Raw genomic sequence first — 16,422 nt, 5'->3', positions numbered from 1 at the left:
ATGGACGGTGAGCGCAATTACTCATCCAGACCATCAGTTTTGTGAGTTTCCAGACGTTCTTTAAGTTGTCGTAATACCGTAACGGCAGTCTTTAACGCTTCTAATGAAAGCGTGTCACTGACTTGATTTGCCCAATCTGCCTGACACTGTTGTACATAATCCAATGCCTTACGCCCCTTGGGTGTAATGGTCATTAATTTGGCACGACGATGGTGTGGATTGTCGGTATAGGTGATAAATCCATCGTTTGCCAGGGCATCAGCAGTTTGCTGAACACTTTGTCGAGTTAGCCCCATGATCCGAGCGACGTGGGCAACGGGTGTAGGTTGATGGTCCACAACGCCGAGTACCTGCCAGCGGGCACTGCTTAAACCAACCGGATGGGTCAAGTGATCGCCTGCTTCCAACAAAAGCCCATTCAACCGAAAAACCTCAAGGATGACTTCGGTAAAGGCACTGCCATTAGCACTCGGCTCACTCATATGACAACACCTTACCAGCTTGACAGGCTACTGTCAACTTAATTAACAGGATCTACCCGTTGATGCCATTCCCAAAATATGAAACGCCCCCGGTGCATTGGGATTGCTCTAGGTGCGGGTGGATGGAGAAAATGTCTTTCTTTTCTCACCTTTTTTTTGTGAGCTATTTCAAGATTTATTTTTATTGATTTATTTTCTTATTTATTTTTTCCCAATTTCCTCATTTATTTAATTTCCCTCTTTATTGAGGAAAATTACAAACCCGCTCTGGCAGCAATTTACAGCCATTAGAATTAATTAATTAATTAATTAATTAATTAATTACCATTTTTCGCTAATTTACCAGCGCTACTTGGTTCTATTTGTGGACGGACTTTTCCTTTTTGATCGTAGACATCCACGGTTAACTGGGTGCAGGCTTCGTTAATCCGGCAGGCTGTATAAAGAGCAAATCCAAACACAGCCCGATCCCTCTCGGTTTGGAAGCCTTGGCTAAATAACAACTCAATCTCATCAAGTGTGAGAGTCTTCGCTCTGCCATGTCGATCTCGTTTCATCAGCATTCCCCAGTAATGCCTATGATTTATCGCAGTGAAGGGTAGTCCGTCTAGAGCGTGTCTGCACCCGGCGTTGCGCTACTAAATCTGCAATCAAGTCGAGTACCATCAGGGTGAATAATAGAGTAACAATAATGGCAACAGCAGCGGTTAACAAGTTTTGAATCTCTTGCATCTCGTGCATTAGGTTTTGCTCTATTTACAGCCAGCTCGTATCGCCTTGGCTGGCATTTCAATGTTTTTTATCCGTAAGGGAAACCACAGCACTCAGAGCAAACACATCTAAATTCCGGATGGCTGTTCGAGCAATGGTTCTACCATTTGTCCGCCCAAATTTATTATTCAAAAATAAGAGACACAACAACCGAAAACAAAACCATGACCGCAGAAAGTAGAATTTCCCCTCGCCAACTCGGCACCACAGGTCTAACCGTTTTCCCCCTGGCTCTCGGATGTATGGGGATGTCGGGCATGTACGGTACGACAGACGACAACGAAAGCATTGCCACCATCCACGCGGCGCTCGACCAAGGCGTGACGCTGCTGGATACGGGCGATTTCTATGGATGCGGACACAATGAGATGCTGATTGGTCGGGCACTCAAAGACCGCCGCGACAAAGCCATGCTCTCGGTAAAATTCGGTGCTCTGCGTTCTCCCGATGGCGGATGGATTGGTATCGATGGGCGTCCCTCATCGGTGAAGAACTTTGCAGCCTACAGTCTGACTCGCCTGGGAGTAGACCATATCGACATCTACCGTCTGGCTCGCCTAGACCCGCAGGTTCCTATCGAAGATACCATCGGAGCCATTTCCGAACTCGTTCAGGCTGGCTACGTGCGTCATATCGGTCTATCGGAGGTAGGGCCAGAGACGATTCGCCGCGCCCACGCCGTCCACCCCATCAGCGACCTTCAAATCGAATACTCCCTAATTAGCCGCAATCCAGAAACCGAAATTTTCCCTTTGCTGGAAGAACTTGGCATCGGCGTGACGGCTTATGGCGTGCTTTCGCGAGGACTGCTGAGCGGCTCTGTCCCCACGGCACCGAATGATTTCCGTGCCCACCTCCCACGCTTCAGTAGGGAAAACCTGGCTCAGAACCAGCGTTTGATTGAAGAGCTTCAGCAAATTGCTGCTGAGAAGGGAGTTAGTCCTTCGCAGCTTGCCATTGCCTGGGTACTTGCAAAAGGTAAAAACATTGTTCCGGTCATCGGCGCACGCAAACAAACTCAACTTGCTGAATCGTTGGCAGCCGTTCATGTGCAATTATCCCTGGAAGACTTGACCCGGATTGAGGCAGCGATTCCCGCTTCAGCAGTCGCAGGCAGCCGTTACGACGAGCAGCAGATGAAGATGCTGGACAGCGAACGGGGATAGGGCCTTTTCTACATCATCATCGGCTCTGGCAACCTGCATCCGACATATTCCGTCCGACGCGGGCTGAACGCAAATGGTCAACGCACTAGCTACGGCGTTGCTGAATGCAAGTATGAAGCTATCACTGGAACCTCGAAGGCCCGTTTTAAATTTTGGGAAATCATACCCGTATTCAGTAACGCCGAGACAGGCGGTAGTAACAGAAGCAATTAGGTACATTGAGAGTAATCCAACTTTAAAAGCGTGGGTTATCGGAGTGCTGAAAAAGGCTGGTATTGAAGGTATAAAAGAGCTAGTTGACCACTCGCTTTCAAACTGGATCGACGGGTTTAGTAGCCTTCCTGATTCAGCAATGCGGAGAATATAGTGAATAGAACTAACGGCTTAGCTCATCGACGACAGATAACCCTTCAACGGAGTACAAGAATAGAGCCAGCCGTTTGGTGCAGCATCTTGTTAACCTTGTGAAACTGGAGTCCATTCCAGAGCGGCTCGATCCCACTTTCCTAAATTGGCAGCGGCCTCGTAGGTGCTTTGGAGGAAGGTAAGGAGTACTGCATCTGCCTCGTCAGCCTGCTGCACAGCTTCATAGGGCAAAAGGAACTCTTGCATCTGTTCACTATAAAATGCCTGATGAGGCTGGATAGGATAATCTCGAAACCCCTCCGGTGCTGGGTAGGCATAGGCGTAAAAAACAGGTTCCTCCACCGCTCCACCACCGGGCCAGAAGCCACAGCTGCTCACTTGGTGCGAATATGCCTCTCGCGTCACCCAATCCGCCATACCAGGAATTCCCCCTGGATGCTGTGGGGCTGGGTGCCCAGAAAAGCGGGTCACAGCTAGGTCACAGCTGCCCCAAAAAAAGTGTACAGGGCTGCATTTACCGATAAAGCGTGAGCGGAACGCTGTCATTACTCGGTCAGCTTGCATGAGAATACGCCAAAACCGCTGTGCATATTCCGGATCGTAAGCGGCATGTTTGTGATCTTCGTCAAATGGAATAGGCGACGCTACTTCCTGCGGCATCGTCCAAATCCGAACTTCCAAGCCGAGCGCACTCAATGTACTCATAACCTCCTGATAAAAAGAAGCTACCGAGCGGGATTCAAGTGCGATTCTTTGGGTAGTGCCGTCGCTCGTCGAGATTTGTAAGTGGTGTTCGAGAAAATCGAAACTAATCTCAAAGGTGCGCGTTCTATAAGGAATTGAAGAGGTTGTCAGCCCACGCGGCGTTACATACAGGGTGGAGTGCCACCAGTGGTTGAGTTGGGGAGCCAGCGCCAGCCGAATTTTGCCAACGATCTGAGTCCACATGTGTAGCGTTTCATACGTATCTTGCCATTCCGCAACAGGCAAACTTGGCCAGATGATATCGGTGGGCGTACCCTGAATGGGAGCTGCCATGAGGGAAACCTCCGTGTGAGGAAATTGGGGAAGGAGAGCACCGGATGGAAACTGCTGTATAGAATAAACCAGACGAGTCTATAACTCAACTAAAATATTAAACCAGCTATGGCAGCCCAACCTCTTGAAAGATGAGTTAGAACTGCTCGCTACATGGCATCAGAATATATGGATAACCCCTCTGAGGTAGTTGAAGAATTTTTAGAATTGTTTGATTTTTAATCCCGCTATTAGTTAAGCAACGAAATTATATTTCAATAACGTTCACCTCAGTTCTAAACGATTAAACTCAGAGCGATTATGCCTATCCAAACGGTTGCCCCCACCGCTCCCAGTTTTCCTTGTTGAAAGGCGATCGCCACTTCAAAATTAATTCTTTCTCCAAAGCCTGCCGAAACCGTCTTACTGATGCCGCATCCCACCAGAAACTGATACAAACGGCAACATCTAGTTGGTACCAACTAAATGCAAGCTGATGTACTGGCTGATATAGCGTGCAATCAAAATGAGTGTGGTTAGTCTCTACCAGTTGAGCCTGGTATGTGACCCAAGTTTGATATTGCGGTCGGGGATGGTGAGACATCCTCGTTTCCCGCGGCTGGAATTTATTCAATTAATTAATTAAATCCTACACTTTCAACAATAGAAACAACAATCATTTATCTACCCCGTTACGGGAAACGGCGAATCGCGTAACCGTAACGGGATATAATAATTAAAAGTATTTTGCAGGAATTAAGTGGAAATTCCGAATAATTGGGTTAATCTCACGGAGATCGCCAAAGCTTCAGGTAGAAGGTTTAATGATTTTCACAGACTTAAATCTTCAGAAGCTTTGCTTGATAAATTAGAGCTAAAGCATGGCACCCCTCAGATAATAGTCATTCAAGGCGGCACCCCCGAAATTCAAGGTAGCTGGGGATCTCCAGAATTAGCTGAATTTGTTATGCGTTGGGCTGATTCTCCCAAGTCTGCTAACAGCTATAGATTTGAGGCTTATCATAAAGAGATTTTGGCGGCTAAGCTTGGTGGGGACTGTTGCGTTTGGACACCAGCCGGTGAATGTGATGTAGTTACTAAAAAATATGCAATTGGAGTAAAGGAGTATAGGAGCTGGAAACACGCCATAGGTCAAGCTCAAACTTATGCTTATTACCTTAAAAAAACTCCAGCTATTTACTTAATTGGTACTCCCCCAAACACTTGCAGAGAAGTTTGTCAGTACCTTAAAGTCGCCATCATCGAATAAATTCCCGTAATTTCCTCATTTATTTAATTTCCCATATTATTCTGGAGAACTCGTAAACCGCTCCCAGAGCATTTTACAGCCATTTGAATTAATTAAATAATTAATTAATTAATTAATTTTTGGCTAATTTACTAGCGCTACTTGTTTCTCGTTCCGGTTCTCTACAATCCCAACTACCTTCCCTTCATCCAGAAATGTTCAAACTCAATATTGTCTTGATTCATCGCCCATTTCATCGCTTCATTTATTAACCCATTGTCTCCACTCTTAATCCATTCATTGATTCTTTCAAAATATGTTTTCTCCCGCACTTGTTCAACTTCAGCTCCCACTATTTCAGCATTCACTTTCCTCGCTCCACGCTCTTTCTTTAGCTCACTCACCATCTTGCTCATTCTTCTCATCGCTGCTAACTGCTCATCACTCACTCCATGTCTCGGCATCTCCTCACTCTCACTCACTTGCTCATTCACAACGACGGTCGCCGCGGCGGAATATGAAACTACACCAGCATCGTCAACTGTCTCATTCACTTCCATCTCTGTCGCCTCATTCACCGCAGCAGGAGCCTCCACAACAGCTACATTTGCCGTCACAGCTCTAGCGTGAGACAATCGTACCTCGCAGAAAAAAAGCCCCGTTTATTGTGGGGCTTAAGTTTTATTTAGCTTGGTATATCGGCATGAAGATGAAACCGACCCAATTGCGTTAACCATTGATAAATTCCGATTTAAAAGCTCTTTACCGCTCTCAGATGGAACCTCTACCACTTTTAATTCATCGGGATTTTTAGACTTAATGAATTTCCGTTAGCTCTTCTAGCCAGGAACATGACGTACTGTCATCCATAAAATTGCTGTATTCAGCTCCAAAAGCTTTTTGCCAAAAAATTTCTCTTCCTTCGCGCTCAAGCTGGCACATAGAAGTTGGGCATTGTTCCTGCAAAATCCATTTAAAACTCTTTTCACCATATCGGTTCCAATCTAGTTGAAGTAGTCGGCAATCGTGTCTGTTACCTATAAGATCGCCTCTATGTCTATTCAACCGCTTATGTAGGTTTTGAGTCTGCCCAATATATTGATAATTATTAACAGTATTCCAGATTCGGTAAATAGCTGGAAATTTTAATTGTCTCCAGTTTGGCTGCGAGATAGAAAAAAAACGCCACTTTGATAAATTTAAGCTTCTCTCTGTAATCAGCTCTAATTCTGATCGTTGGAAAGAAGCGGCTTGCTTCAAACTTTCCAGTTCCTGTTTAAACTCCGCTACTTCAGGATTTAGAAAGCTAATGTCACTCAAACTTTTCAACCGATTGTAATATAAGCTGTGTACAAGACATTCACTACCACTTAAACCAATATTTTTCCAGTAATCAGAATATACGCCTAAATTGATTTTCAAGAAAGTCTTACTGAATTCATCTGGAGTGCTTTCTCGAACCCAGACAAAGCTCTTAACACAAAAAGTTAGATTCACTTTTTGTCTATCTTGATAAAAGTAAATACTTTTAGCAGAAATTTTTATACCTCCACAAGGAAAATAAAAAACCTCCAAATTAGCCTTCTTTAGCGCTCGAATCAGTTTAGTTATGAACTGCATAAGCTAATAGCTTAAATAAAATAAACATCTACGAAAGGTTAGAAGAGTAATATAAATCGCATTGGTACTAAAAGCCAGGTCAGCTATGCCAACCTGGTACTGAATCACGACCAACTACTGTTGTGGGAAGTTTGGGGGGAGTGTAATTTCTCCAGTCTTCACCAATTCAATAAATTGATTCAGCAGGTCAAGTTGCCGGAGTAAGTAAGGTAAATTCTGCGGTCTTCTGGTAAAATTGGTTCCCCAATTTTTAATCGTCTGTAAACTTAATCCAGTGGCTTTAGTTAAAGCGTTGATGCAGCTCTTTCTATAACCTTTATTAGGGTTGGCTTTTACCCAACGAAGGCAGTAATCCATCGGCTCTAGCGGTATTTTGCAAAAAGCTTCTATCCTCTTCTCAAAGTCGGAGGTGTGAGAGCGGCTTCTAATGTCCATTTATTTTCAGTTAGTAAGGTTAATTTAGTCTTGGCGAACCCTTGAAAATGGGGTGTTTAATTGCCTCATCAGTTCATGCCTGAATGGAGTGATAAAAGCTATAACTTGCATTGGTTTAGGCACTCGCATTGAGTTATGGGATACTACTTCTACTCTTCTTCCGTCAGACGAATACCACAACAAAGCCCAAAACAAAAGCCAAGCAGTAGCCCTTTATCTAATTCTTTCGGCTGAATGAGGAGAGTCAAAAAACCAAAAGCACAACCGACAGCGATAGTTGCCATTGAAATATTTTTAATCCGTCTGCGAGTTGTACGTCTCATTGCTGTCTTCGGCATCTAATATTTGAACTGTTCTTTTTGCTAATTCTTGAATTAATTCATCTGGCAGTTGGCTCAATATCTCCTCAATTACTTCCGGGCTGGCTTCCCACAACCGATGACATAAACAGCCAATTACCAGCTCTCTTCGTGTTGGGCGTTGGGTTAAGTTAATTTGCATCATTCCCTCCATCTGCCCAAATAATCACTCCTCTCGCGTCTAGTTCATTTAAACTAACAGCGTTAATTTCCTCTACCACTTCATGTGGAAGTAGCTGGATAATTAATTCAATTAATTGAGCAAGAAAATCATTCATATTTATCCCTTATTTGAGTTATTTATCGGTCGGTCAGGAAATGGTCACGCATTGGACAGGAAGAGGTCATGGGTCAGGGATATGACAGGAAGCCCTGACCGCTATGACCCTTGCTGCTATCTGGTCTGACCGCTCCTGACCTGCCTGACCAGATAGCAGATTTAGCGCGTTTTACCCGGTTTATCACGTTGGGTCAGGAGGACATATCCACATTAAATTCGTCATGCTCGTTTACGTTCACCAGCTCCTCTCGAACCAGTTCATTAATAAGTAAACGTACTTCATCTGCATCTTTAGTTAGGCTGCGAAGTTGCTTACACATCGTTCGAGCATTGCCGATTTTTACCCATCCCTTACCTGAAAACCAACTCAATAAAACTTCTTTGGCTTTAGCATTATCCTGAACTATCTCCGTCGCTTCGTCAGTTTCTTTTTTGTGTACCGGAGCGGGAATATCAAACTCAAGAGCCAAGATACGTTCGAGGTGTTCAGGTGTATATCCTTCTAACTTTATCGGTGCTGATTGACCAGGTTTATAGTGTCTTAAGTCAGGAAGTAAAGCGACGCGGCTAGGCTCTAGTGTTGTGAAAATGATGGGGCGCTGATTCTCCTTAGATATTGGCTTCAGTTCTTTGAATTTGGTTATTAATGCTGAACGATCTTCCTCATCGGCAACCATGTCTTTATTTCTAATCATGTTTGACAGTACACCGTAGGATTCATTAATGCTGCCGAATTCATCTACTGAGTAATTGCCCAATCCAACGAGATTAAAGTTCTTGCGGCTATTCCGATCTGCTTTCATTCCTATTGCAGCCAAATTGAAGCTCTGTAAGTCCACAACTAAACATACATTTAGCTCACGTCCGTTGTAGATAATGTCTGCTAATTTGGTTAAATATTTGGAGCTTTTTACAAGTTCCTCGTTCTTTAATTCCTCTAACGCCTGGTTAATACTCAACCAATCTGCGAGGATTAATCGCACTGGGTTTAAATCGGTTCTAGCGTGTTCAGGCAGTCTACGGCGTTTGTCATAGATACTGTGAATGTGATCAATTCCTTTCAATGCTGCCGATGGGTCAAGTGCATCAAATAGAATCACTCGTCCTTTTTTATCCAATCCGCAGAAGGAATCATTCTTTTGTGCGATCGCCCAAATTTCTGCATTTGGATAACGCTGTTGAAGCTTAGTCAAAAGATATGACTCAGTAACGGACTTACCAGATCCGGTGCCACCAACAATTAAACTAGAGCGGCGAGAACCTACCAGCCCATCTAATATCGCCATCCCGATTGTTTCTGAGTCTCTATTCAAAACCATGCCAGTTAAACCTTCCGAATTTGGATTATTAGAACTTGAAGAAACATTTACCTCTGTTTGTTTGGCTTCTTCAATTCGATTACTCGTATCAAGCGAATCACGCCCATCTAGTAGCGGTTGTTCGTCCACATAAGCGTATGGTTCGAGGGTTGTGTATGCCGATTCAGCTTCCTGAAGCGTTGCTTTTTGGGTAAAGGATTCAATTAAAATTTGTGATTGAATTCCCGCTTTTCTTAGCTCAAACTCATCCTTGAGTAAATCAAATCGATATAGCTTTTCTTCCTGCTCTGCTAGACTTCGCGCCAATGACATTGACACCCAGAACCCAGCGACCGAAATAAATGCGCCACTCAATTTCCATCCCGCTGCACCTGGTTCACGTCGTACATTCCTAGCAGAGGAATTTAATTTAATCCAATCTGGAACTGACCGCTCAACACATCCATTAGCAGTGGGCTGGCAATAGATTAGCTTTCCATCGAAGTGTCCTGCCGTGGCGACGGTTGAACCAATTACACCCACTGCAAAGGCACAGAACATTACTATTTTTGGGTTCATTGCTTAACCCTCCAGAGAATTGCAATGCAGATAAAGAGAGTGGGGATTGAGATTAAAAGTAGCGGGTTAACAACGGCAACGATGGACGCTACTGCATCCCAAAATCCTGCAATTATTGACGCGGTGATCGCAAGTCCAATTGCCGCACTTTCACGTCTATCTCTTCCTAGTGCTAATGCAACATATCCAGCAGTCATACCGAGCAATATCGCGTAGGCTATTAGCATCCCAGGCACCAGGCGGGATAGTAACGCTAGAGCTACTCCACCGGAGAAGTAAAGCCCAAATTCAGACACATTTCCAGCAGCTTTGTAAAATCTGGATGGGCTGGATTCTGGTTCGTCGTTTTGAAGAAACTCAGCCCCATTATGAGGCTGATTATCGTGTGGATCGAACATTAAATTGACCTCAATTATTTACCGCTAAACCAATCACCAATACCCTGCCAAAAGCCTTTTTTACTTGCGCTCCTGGTGCCATTGGTAAGTAAATCTTTCCGCTGCTCAGATTCCTTTCTGGTTTGTTCTGCCAGTGCTTCGCGGCGTTCCATCATTGGGATTCGTTCTTGAATCCTTTGAGCGCTTCGCTGATGACGGCGTTGTACCAATTGCAAGGCACTTTGAAAATCTAAACGCTCTAAACTCAGAGCGCTGCGGCTTTCAGCTTGCAATTCTAATACCCCGTGTCTCGCTTTATCGCTCATCAATTTGAGATGATTTTCATAGCCTTTACTTGCCAGAAAAACATCTAATATCTGCTGGTCAATTTCTTTAGAGCCTTTCGCAACATCCTTCTGAAACCGCGCTACAAACTGCTCGTACTTAACTTGCCCGTCAATCAGAGTTTTAAAGTGCTTCTCCAGAATGGGTAATATTTCAATTAGCCTCTCCCTCGCCTGCGCTTTATCAGCAAATTTAGCAAGCTCCTGGTCGCTCATATTGGGCAGCTCTTTCAAGTCGATGTCGAAATAGCTTTTAGCTAGTCCGGCTAATCTTTCATCAATGGCGTGCACTTTTTGTATTCCTGATTTATTGCCAGAATACTTTACAATCGCACCGCCTCTTTTTCCAAATTCCATGATGTCTCCTTGTTTAATTAATTAGCCCTCAAGTAACGGATGAGGGCATTATTTTACTGATTGAACCCGCGCAACTTATCAATCATTTCGTTGGTACGCTGTTCCCGCTGCTGACAGATGCCGAGCGTTTGGTTTAATTTCTGCGCTTGAGCGTAAGTGGTAAAGAGTTGCCAACCCAGAAAGACTGTAAGCAGCGCCACTAGAATTGTGAAATCATTGGTATCTTTCATCTCTAAACCCACTCCTCAAAATAGCCAGCTTTGTCGTAAGGAGATACGCGCACTTCTTGAGCCTCTAGCTCTTTAATAAGTCGCTTGCCTTTCAACCCATCTTGTAGCCATTTGTGCAATTCTTTCTTAATCTCAATTCCATTGCCGTTGTCGATAATCTCGTAACCTTCGGAGTATCCAGAATTTTCTAAATACTTAAAGAGATTAGCTAAAGACTGAAATTTTTCGGAAAGCTTTTTATCAGCCATTATTACCTCTTCCTCAATTAAGCTGGCTTTCGTCCGCTCGACTTCTACTAGAAAATGGTCGTAAGAAGCTTCTCCATTAATCAAAGCTGAAATATAATGCTTCATTTTGGGGATAGCCTCAAATAAATCAGAGAAATCAAGTTCACTCTCATCATCGTCAAGTGCAACCTCTATAGCTTTCTGATTGAATTTTTGCTCCCATTCCATCTGCGCTTCACCGAGATTATTGAGTTTACTAAAATGAGTGAATTTCGTACCAGATTCAGCAATTATTTTGTAAGCGATCTAAGTCATAATTTTTTCCTCGTATTCGCTTTAGATGAACAGCATACACAAGTTACAATCCGTTGTTCTTGTTCTGGTAATGGATAGGGAAGTTCACCTGTGTCCTGTCGAGAAAGAATATCGGCTGCTTGCTCGGATAGTTCTTCGGGAACTTGAAGAAGACGCAAGCTATTTATCCAGGTAGTTTTATCTGGCATAGTTCAAAGTCTCCTTTTAGTTTGTAAGTCGTCAGCTTTATTTTTGTTAAGTTGCTATCCTTGCAGATTTATCTACTCACCCAAAGCAGCCATTTAGTTATGGGATTAGTTACTTCTTCGTGTGACCAAACCTGAACATTTCCAGAACTCCCCGTAGAGTTGCTGTTGTTGTCGTGATAAAACTCAATCTTTTGGGCGAAGGTGTCAATATCGTCTTTGTCAGGCGTGAAATAACAGTCGGTATGCTCGCCGTCTATGTCGCTGTATTCCGCTTTGTAGCAATTGTAAAAATTGGGGTTCATCGGCGCTTCATTCCCATACATCTTGAGTAAATTGAATTAATTGTTTTGTGTTGATGTGGGGGAAGCTTCTTAATGAGTGTGAGCGCTTCTGCATCCATGTAGCGCGACCAATATTCAGCTAGAGTGCAAGCTGTTTGTAGGTTGATGCCGTGAGGAAGTATTTGCCCTTCAATAAACCCAATTCCATTAGCGCGACATTGGTCTATGCGGCGTTGAATCGCAGACTTAAGTTCTGTCACAATGAAGTGTCTCCTTACTTGAGTCGGGAGCCAGTAGCCAGCGGTTGAGCGTCTGGTAAACTTCATGCCGCTGGCTTACTGACAAAATTTTTAAAATTAAGCCGCCTCGTCTTTGTCGAACAAATCACCTAAGTCGGCATCAAATTCAAAGCTGTCTGGTTCTTGAGCTTTTAAAGCGGGTGGATCTATGGATTGGTTAAGAGAGGCAACCTTATTTCCACTGCTGGGAACCCAGTTCATCACCAAACTAAAAAGCTTTGAAAATGGAACTTGCGTCGCCATCTGTTGAGCCAACCTATGTTCATACAAAATGCGATTGGTTAGTGTGGTCAAGTCAGCACCCGTAACTTGATTACTTGTCTTACCCAGTACGCGCTCTGACTGCGACTTTAGATATTGCTCAATGTCGGGTTCAACTCGAACTCTGGTGTTTTCTGGCATCGCTTATTTCCCTCTGGCTAGTCGTCCTTGGGATACTCTTTGCAAGCCAATCGCATTAGCCCAACAACCATCGGGTACAGCAGTAATCCCTTGCGTGGCAAGCATTTTGGCTACACCCGGCATTTCAACCCCTCCCCCCCAAGCAACAAAGCTTTGAGCAGAATCGCGCCACTCCTGTATCTCTTTTAGTGCAAGGCGTAAGCGGTCAGATAGCCACGGTTTGAGATGACGGGCATAGACACTACGTAAGTTAAAGTTGCGGGTGCCGTATTGAAAGCTTCCAGATTCAATCGCTTGTCGAATTGTCTCAATGTTTCCTGCCTTTCCAGACCCCAAAAAGTGAATGAGTTCTGAGTCGGTGGCGATTGCATCCAGTAGATCGATACAGCCCCCAACTTCCAAAACTTGACGATGGATAATTGCACCACCTGGAGCAAAAACAGTTGGGATAACTGTAGAAGTTCCAAAATCGAATGCAATAGCGTGAGCGGTTCTATCAATTAATGGTTCTGGTTTCGATGAAACACAATAACTGTAAGAACCTGCACCTTCAGGAGCGACTAAACTGACTTTAAGATTTATCCGAGAGTGCACTGTATTTTTGCCATTAAAACTAATAACGTGGGTGCCTGATGTTCTCTTAATTAATGGGGCTTGGAACACTTGCTTATTGTGGATAGACAGCACTAAATGCAAGTTCCACTCTTGGCGGGATGGCAGGGTAGACAAGCCTCCAAGTAGTGTGTGCAAAGCATATTCGACTTTTAGAACTGGGTCGTCACTTAACTTAATGTGAGTGGTTGGCGCTTTCCATGCGGCTAATGTTCCTGTCAGAAACTCCCGCCCAATTAGGTCTTCTCTATCGCCACTGTGATAGAAGAAATGTCCACCTTCTTTTGAGGTGAGAACATCGTGTAATTCTTCTTTAATTTCCAGCACTTTTGAGGGAGTACGAACTTTCATTTGCTGGTTGCCACTGCCAAAGACAAGTTTGCATAGTCCCGCCCCGTTATCGACTCCAGCGGCTATTGCTGGGGTACTTCGGGTCAGTTCAGCCTGTGTTGGCTGCATCGTTACCATTGCTCAATTCCTCCAATTGGTTAAGGTTAAATCCTTATATCCCGCTTGCTATCTGCGGTTGAGATGGTTGTCGGCAAGAAAACTCTGCCACCCAACTTCACCTGATTTAGCTGTGTGGTGAGTGATTTGGGCGTTTTCGGTCTATGTCTGCTACGATAGCACATAAGAATCTAAAAGATGCAAATAGCTTCTATTAGCTTCTTATGGTACTCATGAAACACGTAAAGAATAAGATATGAAAGAAGACCAAATTTTAGATTCTGTTGTGGCGCAAAAAGACCGTATTTCAATTGATGTCGGCGACCTTAGAGAAGAAATTGAAACGTGTCGAAACGACGCGGCATGGGCAGAGCTACCCCTATCAGCAAAAATCAGAGTGCTGATAAAGGAGAGGCTTGAACAAATGAAAGCGGCTGGTAAAGGGGAATGATGCATGAGCGATCTCTATGACTGAAACCCCAAAAGAGGACAAGCCAGATGAAAGCTCAAAACTCTGGAATCCATTAACGGAGCAGAGGGACTGGGCAGCCGCAGCAACAGAAGCTAACTGCTACAAAATAGCTAAGCGAAAAGGTAAGCGGGTGGTTGAGATTATCAATACCAAACGCGGCATCCTTCCAATCATTTGTATTTTTGAGGATTATCCAGATGACTGAATCACAGATAATGGCTACTATCACTCAAATTCCCGTCAGCGAACTAATTTCGTTGCTAACTGCTATCTCAAATCGGGACTATTCGCAGTTTGAGCAATTAGAAAGTCGCTTTGCTGATCGTTACGGAATTGAAGCTTGGGAAGAGTATTTTAATTTTCGCTTGCTTCCAGTATTGGATAACGCCTCTAATAACTGGCTTTTAGAACAAATGCTAGTTGTGGTGTAAGGAGCGCAATCACGGACTCCAGGAACTAGCGGCTAGAGTATCCGCATCGCATTTACACAGGAGGTATCACGCATTATGACAACGCAAGGAAAACTTGAATTAACCATAAAGATTTCGGAGTTCCCAGCCGATGTGAAGACGGTCGAGAACGGTTGGAAGTCTTTCGAGATTGACTGCGATGGGCGAATTGTCAGCCTAACTGTAAAGCCCAAAGTTTTTAAGAAGTTAGAACAGGCACAAACCGATTACCCAATGTGGGTCGCTGCGATCGCAGGAAAGATGGGCGAAGCCACAGAGAAAGGCTTTGTCTTGAACGAGCCAGCCATCCAAGTTTTTGAGAAGAAACCAAAAGAACCAAAAGAACCAACGACAGCAGAGTAATGGATGTCAACAAAATCAGTGACATCAATGAAATCATTGGTTGGGCTAAAAATCTGACTAAGAGTAAATCAGGTTGGGCTAAAAAAACGAGTAACAGTAAATCAGGTTGGGCTAAAAATGTACAACGAGGAGATCAGGATGGGCTAAGCTGTTCAGCATTTAATTTTATGGCGCTATCTAAGCCAGTCAAGGGCTTCAGCCTCTAAAAATACCCAGCTTTAATGCCTAACAGCTTAAAAATCGGGCTAAGAGTAAATCAGGTTGGGCTAAAAAAACGAGTAACAGTAAATCAGAATGGGCTAAAAAAACGAGTAACAGTAAATCAGAATGGGCTAAAAAAACGAGTAACAGTAAATCAGGTTGGGCTAAAAATGTGCAACGAGGAGATCAGGATGGGCTAAAAATGTGCAACGAGGAGATCAGGATGGGCTAAAAATGTGCAACGAGGAGATCAGGATGGGCCAAGCTGTTCAGCATTTAATTTTATGGCGCTATCTAAGCCAGTCAAGGGCTTCAGCCTCTAAAAATACCCAGCTTTAATGCCTAACAGCTTAAAAATCGGACTAAGAGTAAATCAGGTTGGGCAAAAAAAAAATAGTAACAGTAAATCAGACCGGGCTAAAAAAAAATAGTAACAGTAATCAGGTTGGGCAAAAAAAAAAATAGTAACAGTAAATCAGACCGGGCTAAAAAAACGAGTAACAGTAAATCAGACCGGGCTAAAAAAACGAGTAACAGTAAATCAGACTGGGCTAAAAAAAACGAGTAATAGTAAATCAGACCGGGCTAAAAAATCGACATAAATAAAATCATTGCTTGTGATCAAAAATGGACCTTAGTAGCGGCAAACAGGTAGTAATATTTTAGCTCAAACCTTTATACAGCAAGAGGTGTAAGTACATTTGTCACTGCTACTTCTATACCGCTGCCTAGACATAAATAAAATCATTGCTTGTGTTTAAATGAGCACCTCTTACGTGATTTGATAAGCGCTTGTACTCAAATGAACACAAAAAAAGAATTAAGTGCCGTTGTACTTCAAATTAGGTCAATTCTCGTCCCCCAAATTGGATTTTAAGGGACTATACTATTGAGAGGGCGGAAAATGTAGCATGAACCCCAAGGGTGATAAAAAAGTGATCGTAAAGACCCTGAAAGTCAATCACAGGATTGATCCAAGCCCCAAAAATAGGCTCGTTGAGGCGGCACAGCCATGCGGGATTCCTCGCGCCGAGTTCGTCCGAGTCGCGCTAGAAAACCGCCTAGTGGTTAGGGTTCCACACAAAATAACTCAACAGCCTTGCACCGTCGAGCCACTTTCAGGAAAAGGAGATAGTCAAAAAATAAAACGCAAAACGCTGTCGGCTGTTGCTTAAGTAACAGCATTTTACGCGATTAGTAAAAAAACGAGAGCATTCAGCTCACTAATAAGACACT

28 protein-coding genes are annotated in these 16,422 nt (G+C 43.8%); 7 read left to right on the top strand and 21 right to left on the bottom strand.

Going from position 1 to position 16,422, the window contains the following annotated elements; all coding sequences use genetic code 11:
* Nucleotides 1-17 precede the first annotated feature (17 nt).
* From NDI42_RS24015 to NDI42_RS24005, 3 genes are all read right to left on the bottom strand, one after another.
* Nucleotides 18-482: a MarR family winged helix-turn-helix transcriptional regulator gene (locus NDI42_RS24015; RefSeq protein ID WP_190460541.1), complete on the bottom strand. Its 465-nt coding sequence runs from the start codon at nucleotides 480-482 to the stop codon at nucleotides 18-20.
* 317 nt (nucleotides 483-799) lie between these two features.
* Entirely contained in the window at nucleotides 800-1,039 is a 240-nt protein-coding gene (locus tag NDI42_RS24010) for a site-specific integrase (protein WP_190460539.1), read from the bottom strand.
* Nucleotides 1,040-1,058: 19 nt separating this feature from the next.
* Nucleotides 1,059-1,223 (bottom strand): hypothetical protein, encoded by a 165-nt coding sequence (locus NDI42_RS24005; protein WP_190460537.1) that lies wholly within the window; start codon nucleotides 1,221-1,223, stop codon nucleotides 1,059-1,061.
* 194 nt (nucleotides 1,224-1,417) lie between these two features.
* On the opposite strand from NDI42_RS24005, the gene NDI42_RS24000 reads away from it, so the two are divergent.
* Nucleotides 1,418-2,419, top strand: coding sequence for an aldo/keto reductase (locus NDI42_RS24000; RefSeq protein ID WP_190460559.1), 1,002 nt, complete (start codon nucleotides 1,418-1,420; stop codon nucleotides 2,417-2,419).
* 456 nt (nucleotides 2,420-2,875) lie between these two features.
* Here the strand turns inward: NDI42_RS24000 and NDI42_RS23995 are convergent, their stop codons facing one another.
* Complete coding sequence (locus NDI42_RS23995) at nucleotides 2,876-3,823, bottom strand: DUF5996 family protein (protein WP_190460535.1); 948 nt, start codon at nucleotides 3,821-3,823, stop codon at nucleotides 2,876-2,878.
* 304 nt (nucleotides 3,824-4,127) lie between these two features.
* Nucleotides 4,128-4,406 carry a hypothetical protein gene (locus NDI42_RS28970; RefSeq protein WP_190460533.1) on the bottom strand — a complete coding sequence of 93 codons (279 nt, stop codon included), beginning with the start codon at nucleotides 4,404-4,406 and terminating at the stop codon, nucleotides 4,128-4,130.
* Nucleotides 4,407-4,562: 156 nt separating this feature from the next.
* Here NDI42_RS28970 and NDI42_RS23985 point away from each other — a divergent pair, with 156 nt between their 5' ends.
* Nucleotides 4,563-5,072, top strand: a complete 510-nt coding sequence (locus tag NDI42_RS23985; RefSeq protein WP_190460531.1) for a KilA-N domain-containing protein — start codon at nucleotides 4,563-4,565, stop codon at nucleotides 5,070-5,072.
* Nucleotides 5,073-5,245: 173 nt separating this feature from the next.
* On the opposite strand, the gene NDI42_RS23980 is transcribed toward NDI42_RS23985, so the two are convergent.
* The 16 genes from NDI42_RS23980 to NDI42_RS23905 form a co-directional block, all read right to left on the bottom strand.
* Complete coding sequence (locus NDI42_RS23980; RefSeq protein ID WP_190460529.1) at nucleotides 5,246-5,686, bottom strand: hypothetical protein; 441 nt, start codon at nucleotides 5,684-5,686, stop codon at nucleotides 5,246-5,248.
* Between the two features lie 181 nt (nucleotides 5,687-5,867).
* Complete coding sequence (locus tag NDI42_RS23975) at nucleotides 5,868-6,671, bottom strand: GIY-YIG nuclease family protein (RefSeq protein WP_190460528.1); 804 nt, start codon at nucleotides 6,669-6,671, stop codon at nucleotides 5,868-5,870.
* A 114-nt stretch (nucleotides 6,672-6,785) separates the two neighbouring features.
* Complete coding sequence (locus tag NDI42_RS23970; RefSeq protein ID WP_190460526.1) at nucleotides 6,786-7,106, bottom strand: hypothetical protein; 321 nt, start codon at nucleotides 7,104-7,106, stop codon at nucleotides 6,786-6,788.
* Nucleotides 7,107-7,255: 149 nt separating this feature from the next.
* The gene (locus tag NDI42_RS23965; RefSeq protein WP_277876912.1) at nucleotides 7,256-7,390 is read right to left on the bottom strand and encodes a hypothetical protein; all 135 of its coding nucleotides are present in this window, start codon (nucleotides 7,388-7,390) and stop codon (nucleotides 7,256-7,258) included.
* Between the two features lie 10 nt (nucleotides 7,391-7,400).
* A complete protein-coding gene (locus tag NDI42_RS23960) occupies nucleotides 7,401-7,610 on the bottom strand; it encodes a hypothetical protein (protein ID WP_190460524.1) in 210 nt (69 codons plus the stop codon).
* A complete protein-coding gene (locus tag NDI42_RS23955) occupies nucleotides 7,597-7,743 on the bottom strand; it encodes a hypothetical protein (protein WP_190460523.1) in 147 nt (48 codons plus the stop codon). Before NDI42_RS23955 ends, NDI42_RS23960 begins: the two co-directional genes overlap by 14 nt.
* A 193-nt stretch (nucleotides 7,744-7,936) precedes the next feature.
* On the bottom strand, nucleotides 7,937-9,622 hold the full coding sequence (locus NDI42_RS23950) for a hypothetical protein (RefSeq protein ID WP_190460521.1): 1,686 nt from the start codon (nucleotides 9,620-9,622) through the stop codon (nucleotides 7,937-7,939).
* Complete coding sequence (locus NDI42_RS23945; RefSeq protein ID WP_190460519.1) at nucleotides 9,619-10,020, bottom strand: hypothetical protein; 402 nt, start codon at nucleotides 10,018-10,020, stop codon at nucleotides 9,619-9,621. The genes NDI42_RS23950 and NDI42_RS23945 overlap by 4 nt, the downstream gene beginning before the upstream one ends.
* Nucleotides 10,021-10,034: 14 nt before the next feature.
* A complete protein-coding gene (locus NDI42_RS23940; RefSeq protein ID WP_190460517.1) occupies nucleotides 10,035-10,700 on the bottom strand; it encodes a hypothetical protein in 666 nt (221 codons plus the stop codon).
* A gap of 53 nt (nucleotides 10,701-10,753) precedes the next feature.
* Complete coding sequence (locus NDI42_RS23935; RefSeq protein WP_190460515.1) at nucleotides 10,754-10,930, bottom strand: hypothetical protein; 177 nt, start codon at nucleotides 10,928-10,930, stop codon at nucleotides 10,754-10,756.
* A gap of 2 nt (nucleotides 10,931-10,932) precedes the next feature.
* Nucleotides 10,933-11,385, bottom strand: coding sequence for a hypothetical protein (locus NDI42_RS23930; RefSeq protein ID WP_190460513.1), 453 nt, complete (start codon nucleotides 11,383-11,385; stop codon nucleotides 10,933-10,935).
* An 83-nt stretch (nucleotides 11,386-11,468) separates the two neighbouring features.
* On the bottom strand, nucleotides 11,469-11,660 hold the full coding sequence (locus NDI42_RS23925) for a hypothetical protein (RefSeq protein ID WP_190460511.1): 192 nt from the start codon (nucleotides 11,658-11,660) through the stop codon (nucleotides 11,469-11,471).
* A gap of 68 nt (nucleotides 11,661-11,728) precedes the next feature.
* Nucleotides 11,729-11,962: a hypothetical protein gene (locus NDI42_RS23920; protein WP_190460509.1), complete on the bottom strand. Its 234-nt coding sequence runs from the start codon at nucleotides 11,960-11,962 to the stop codon at nucleotides 11,729-11,731.
* Nucleotides 11,959-12,267 carry a hypothetical protein gene (locus tag NDI42_RS23915; RefSeq protein ID WP_190460508.1) on the bottom strand — a complete coding sequence of 103 codons (309 nt, stop codon included), beginning with the start codon at nucleotides 12,265-12,267 and terminating at the stop codon, nucleotides 11,959-11,961. The genes NDI42_RS23920 and NDI42_RS23915 overlap by 4 nt, the downstream gene beginning before the upstream one ends.
* A gap of 30 nt (nucleotides 12,268-12,297) precedes the next feature.
* Nucleotides 12,298-12,642 (bottom strand): hypothetical protein, encoded by a 345-nt coding sequence (locus NDI42_RS23910; RefSeq protein WP_190460506.1) that lies wholly within the window; start codon nucleotides 12,640-12,642, stop codon nucleotides 12,298-12,300.
* Between the two features lie 3 nt (nucleotides 12,643-12,645).
* Nucleotides 12,646-13,722, bottom strand: a complete 1,077-nt coding sequence (locus tag NDI42_RS23905; RefSeq protein ID WP_348231629.1) for a ParM/StbA family protein — start codon at nucleotides 13,720-13,722, stop codon at nucleotides 12,646-12,648.
* A 235-nt stretch (nucleotides 13,723-13,957) separates the two neighbouring features.
* Between NDI42_RS23905 and NDI42_RS23900 the strand changes: the two genes are divergently transcribed.
* From NDI42_RS23900 to NDI42_RS23880, 5 genes are all read left to right on the top strand, one after another.
* The gene (locus NDI42_RS23900) at nucleotides 13,958-14,152 is read left to right on the top strand and encodes a hypothetical protein (RefSeq protein WP_190428451.1); all 195 of its coding nucleotides are present in this window, start codon (nucleotides 13,958-13,960) and stop codon (nucleotides 14,150-14,152) included.
* A 16-nt stretch (nucleotides 14,153-14,168) separates the two neighbouring features.
* Nucleotides 14,169-14,378 carry a hypothetical protein gene (locus NDI42_RS23895; RefSeq protein WP_190444821.1) on the top strand — a complete coding sequence of 70 codons (210 nt, stop codon included), beginning with the start codon at nucleotides 14,169-14,171 and terminating at the stop codon, nucleotides 14,376-14,378.
* Entirely contained in the window at nucleotides 14,371-14,604 is a 234-nt protein-coding gene (locus NDI42_RS23890; protein ID WP_190460502.1) for a hypothetical protein, read from the top strand. Before NDI42_RS23895 ends, NDI42_RS23890 begins: the two co-directional genes overlap by 8 nt.
* Before the next feature lie 75 nt (nucleotides 14,605-14,679).
* Entirely contained in the window at nucleotides 14,680-14,985 is a 306-nt protein-coding gene (locus tag NDI42_RS23885; RefSeq protein WP_190460500.1) for a fertility inhibition FinO-like protein, read from the top strand.
* A complete protein-coding gene (locus NDI42_RS23880) occupies nucleotides 14,985-15,191 on the top strand; it encodes a hypothetical protein (protein WP_190460499.1) in 207 nt (68 codons plus the stop codon). The genes NDI42_RS23885 and NDI42_RS23880 overlap by 1 nt, the downstream gene beginning before the upstream one ends.
* Nucleotides 15,192-16,422 lie beyond the last annotated feature (1,231 nt).

It is taken from the genome of Funiculus sociatus GB2-C1 (assembly GCF_039962115.1).
Classification (GTDB): Bacteria; Cyanobacteriota; Cyanobacteriia; order Cyanobacteriales; family FACHB-T130; genus Funiculus; species Funiculus sociatus.
This window is presented reverse-complemented; position numbering and strand designations above follow the sequence as displayed.

What these genes read in the sequence shown, in the direction of transcription:
- NDI42_RS24015 (WP_190460541.1), bottom strand. Translation starts at nt 482, where the DNA reads ATGAGTGAGCCGAGTGCTAATGGCAGTGCCTTTACCGAAGTCATCCTT.
- NDI42_RS24010 (WP_190460539.1), bottom strand. Translation starts at nt 1,039, where the DNA reads ATGAAACGAGATCGACATGGCAGAGCGAAGACTCTCACACTTGATGAG.
- NDI42_RS24005 (WP_190460537.1), bottom strand. Translation starts at nt 1,223, where the DNA reads ATGCACGAGATGCAAGAGATTCAAAACTTGTTAACCGCTGCTGTTGCC.
- NDI42_RS24000 (WP_190460559.1), top strand. Translation starts at nt 1,418, where the DNA reads ATGACCGCAGAAAGTAGAATTTCCCCTCGCCAACTCGGCACCACAGGT.
- NDI42_RS23995 (WP_190460535.1), bottom strand. Translation starts at nt 3,823, where the DNA reads ATGGCAGCTCCCATTCAGGGTACGCCCACCGATATCATCTGGCCAAGT.
- NDI42_RS28970 (WP_190460533.1), bottom strand. Translation starts at nt 4,406, where the DNA reads ATGTCTCACCATCCCCGACCGCAATATCAAACTTGGGTCACATACCAG.
- NDI42_RS23975 (WP_190460528.1), bottom strand. Translation starts at nt 6,671, where the DNA reads ATGCAGTTCATAACTAAACTGATTCGAGCGCTAAAGAAGGCTAATTTG.
- NDI42_RS23970 (WP_190460526.1), bottom strand. Translation starts at nt 7,106, where the DNA reads ATGGACATTAGAAGCCGCTCTCACACCTCCGACTTTGAGAAGAGGATA.
- NDI42_RS23965 (WP_277876912.1), bottom strand. Translation starts at nt 7,390, where the DNA reads ATGGCAACTATCGCTGTCGGTTGTGCTTTTGGTTTTTTGACTCTCCTC.
- NDI42_RS23960 (WP_190460524.1), bottom strand. Translation starts at nt 7,610, where the DNA reads ATGATGCAAATTAACTTAACCCAACGCCCAACACGAAGAGAGCTGGTA.
- NDI42_RS23955 (WP_190460523.1), bottom strand. Translation starts at nt 7,743, where the DNA reads ATGAATGATTTTCTTGCTCAATTAATTGAATTAATTATCCAGCTACTT.
- NDI42_RS23950 (WP_190460521.1), bottom strand. Translation starts at nt 9,622, where the DNA reads ATGAACCCAAAAATAGTAATGTTCTGTGCCTTTGCAGTGGGTGTAATT.
- NDI42_RS23945 (WP_190460519.1), bottom strand. Translation starts at nt 10,020, where the DNA reads ATGTTCGATCCACACGATAATCAGCCTCATAATGGGGCTGAGTTTCTT.
- NDI42_RS23940 (WP_190460517.1), bottom strand. Translation starts at nt 10,700, where the DNA reads ATGGAATTTGGAAAAAGAGGCGGTGCGATTGTAAAGTATTCTGGCAAT.
- NDI42_RS23935 (WP_190460515.1), bottom strand. Translation starts at nt 10,930, where the DNA reads ATGAAAGATACCAATGATTTCACAATTCTAGTGGCGCTGCTTACAGTC.
- NDI42_RS23930 (WP_190460513.1), bottom strand. Translation starts at nt 11,385, where the DNA reads ATGGAATGGGAGCAAAAATTCAATCAGAAAGCTATAGAGGTTGCACTT.
- NDI42_RS23925 (WP_190460511.1), bottom strand. Translation starts at nt 11,660, where the DNA reads ATGCCAGATAAAACTACCTGGATAAATAGCTTGCGTCTTCTTCAAGTT.
- NDI42_RS23920 (WP_190460509.1), bottom strand. Translation starts at nt 11,962, where the DNA reads ATGAACCCCAATTTTTACAATTGCTACAAAGCGGAATACAGCGACATA.
- NDI42_RS23915 (WP_190460508.1), bottom strand. Translation starts at nt 12,267, where the DNA reads ATGAAGTTTACCAGACGCTCAACCGCTGGCTACTGGCTCCCGACTCAA.
- NDI42_RS23910 (WP_190460506.1), bottom strand. Translation starts at nt 12,642, where the DNA reads ATGCCAGAAAACACCAGAGTTCGAGTTGAACCCGACATTGAGCAATAT.
- NDI42_RS23905 (WP_348231629.1), bottom strand. Translation starts at nt 13,722, where the DNA reads ATGGTAACGATGCAGCCAACACAGGCTGAACTGACCCGAAGTACCCCA.
- NDI42_RS23900 (WP_190428451.1), top strand. Translation starts at nt 13,958, where the DNA reads ATGAAAGAAGACCAAATTTTAGATTCTGTTGTGGCGCAAAAAGACCGT.
- NDI42_RS23895 (WP_190444821.1), top strand. Translation starts at nt 14,169, where the DNA reads ATGACTGAAACCCCAAAAGAGGACAAGCCAGATGAAAGCTCAAAACTC.
- NDI42_RS23890 (WP_190460502.1), top strand. Translation starts at nt 14,371, where the DNA reads ATGACTGAATCACAGATAATGGCTACTATCACTCAAATTCCCGTCAGC.
- NDI42_RS23885 (WP_190460500.1), top strand. Translation starts at nt 14,680, where the DNA reads ATGACAACGCAAGGAAAACTTGAATTAACCATAAAGATTTCGGAGTTC.
- NDI42_RS23880 (WP_190460499.1), top strand. Translation starts at nt 14,985, where the DNA reads ATGGATGTCAACAAAATCAGTGACATCAATGAAATCATTGGTTGGGCT.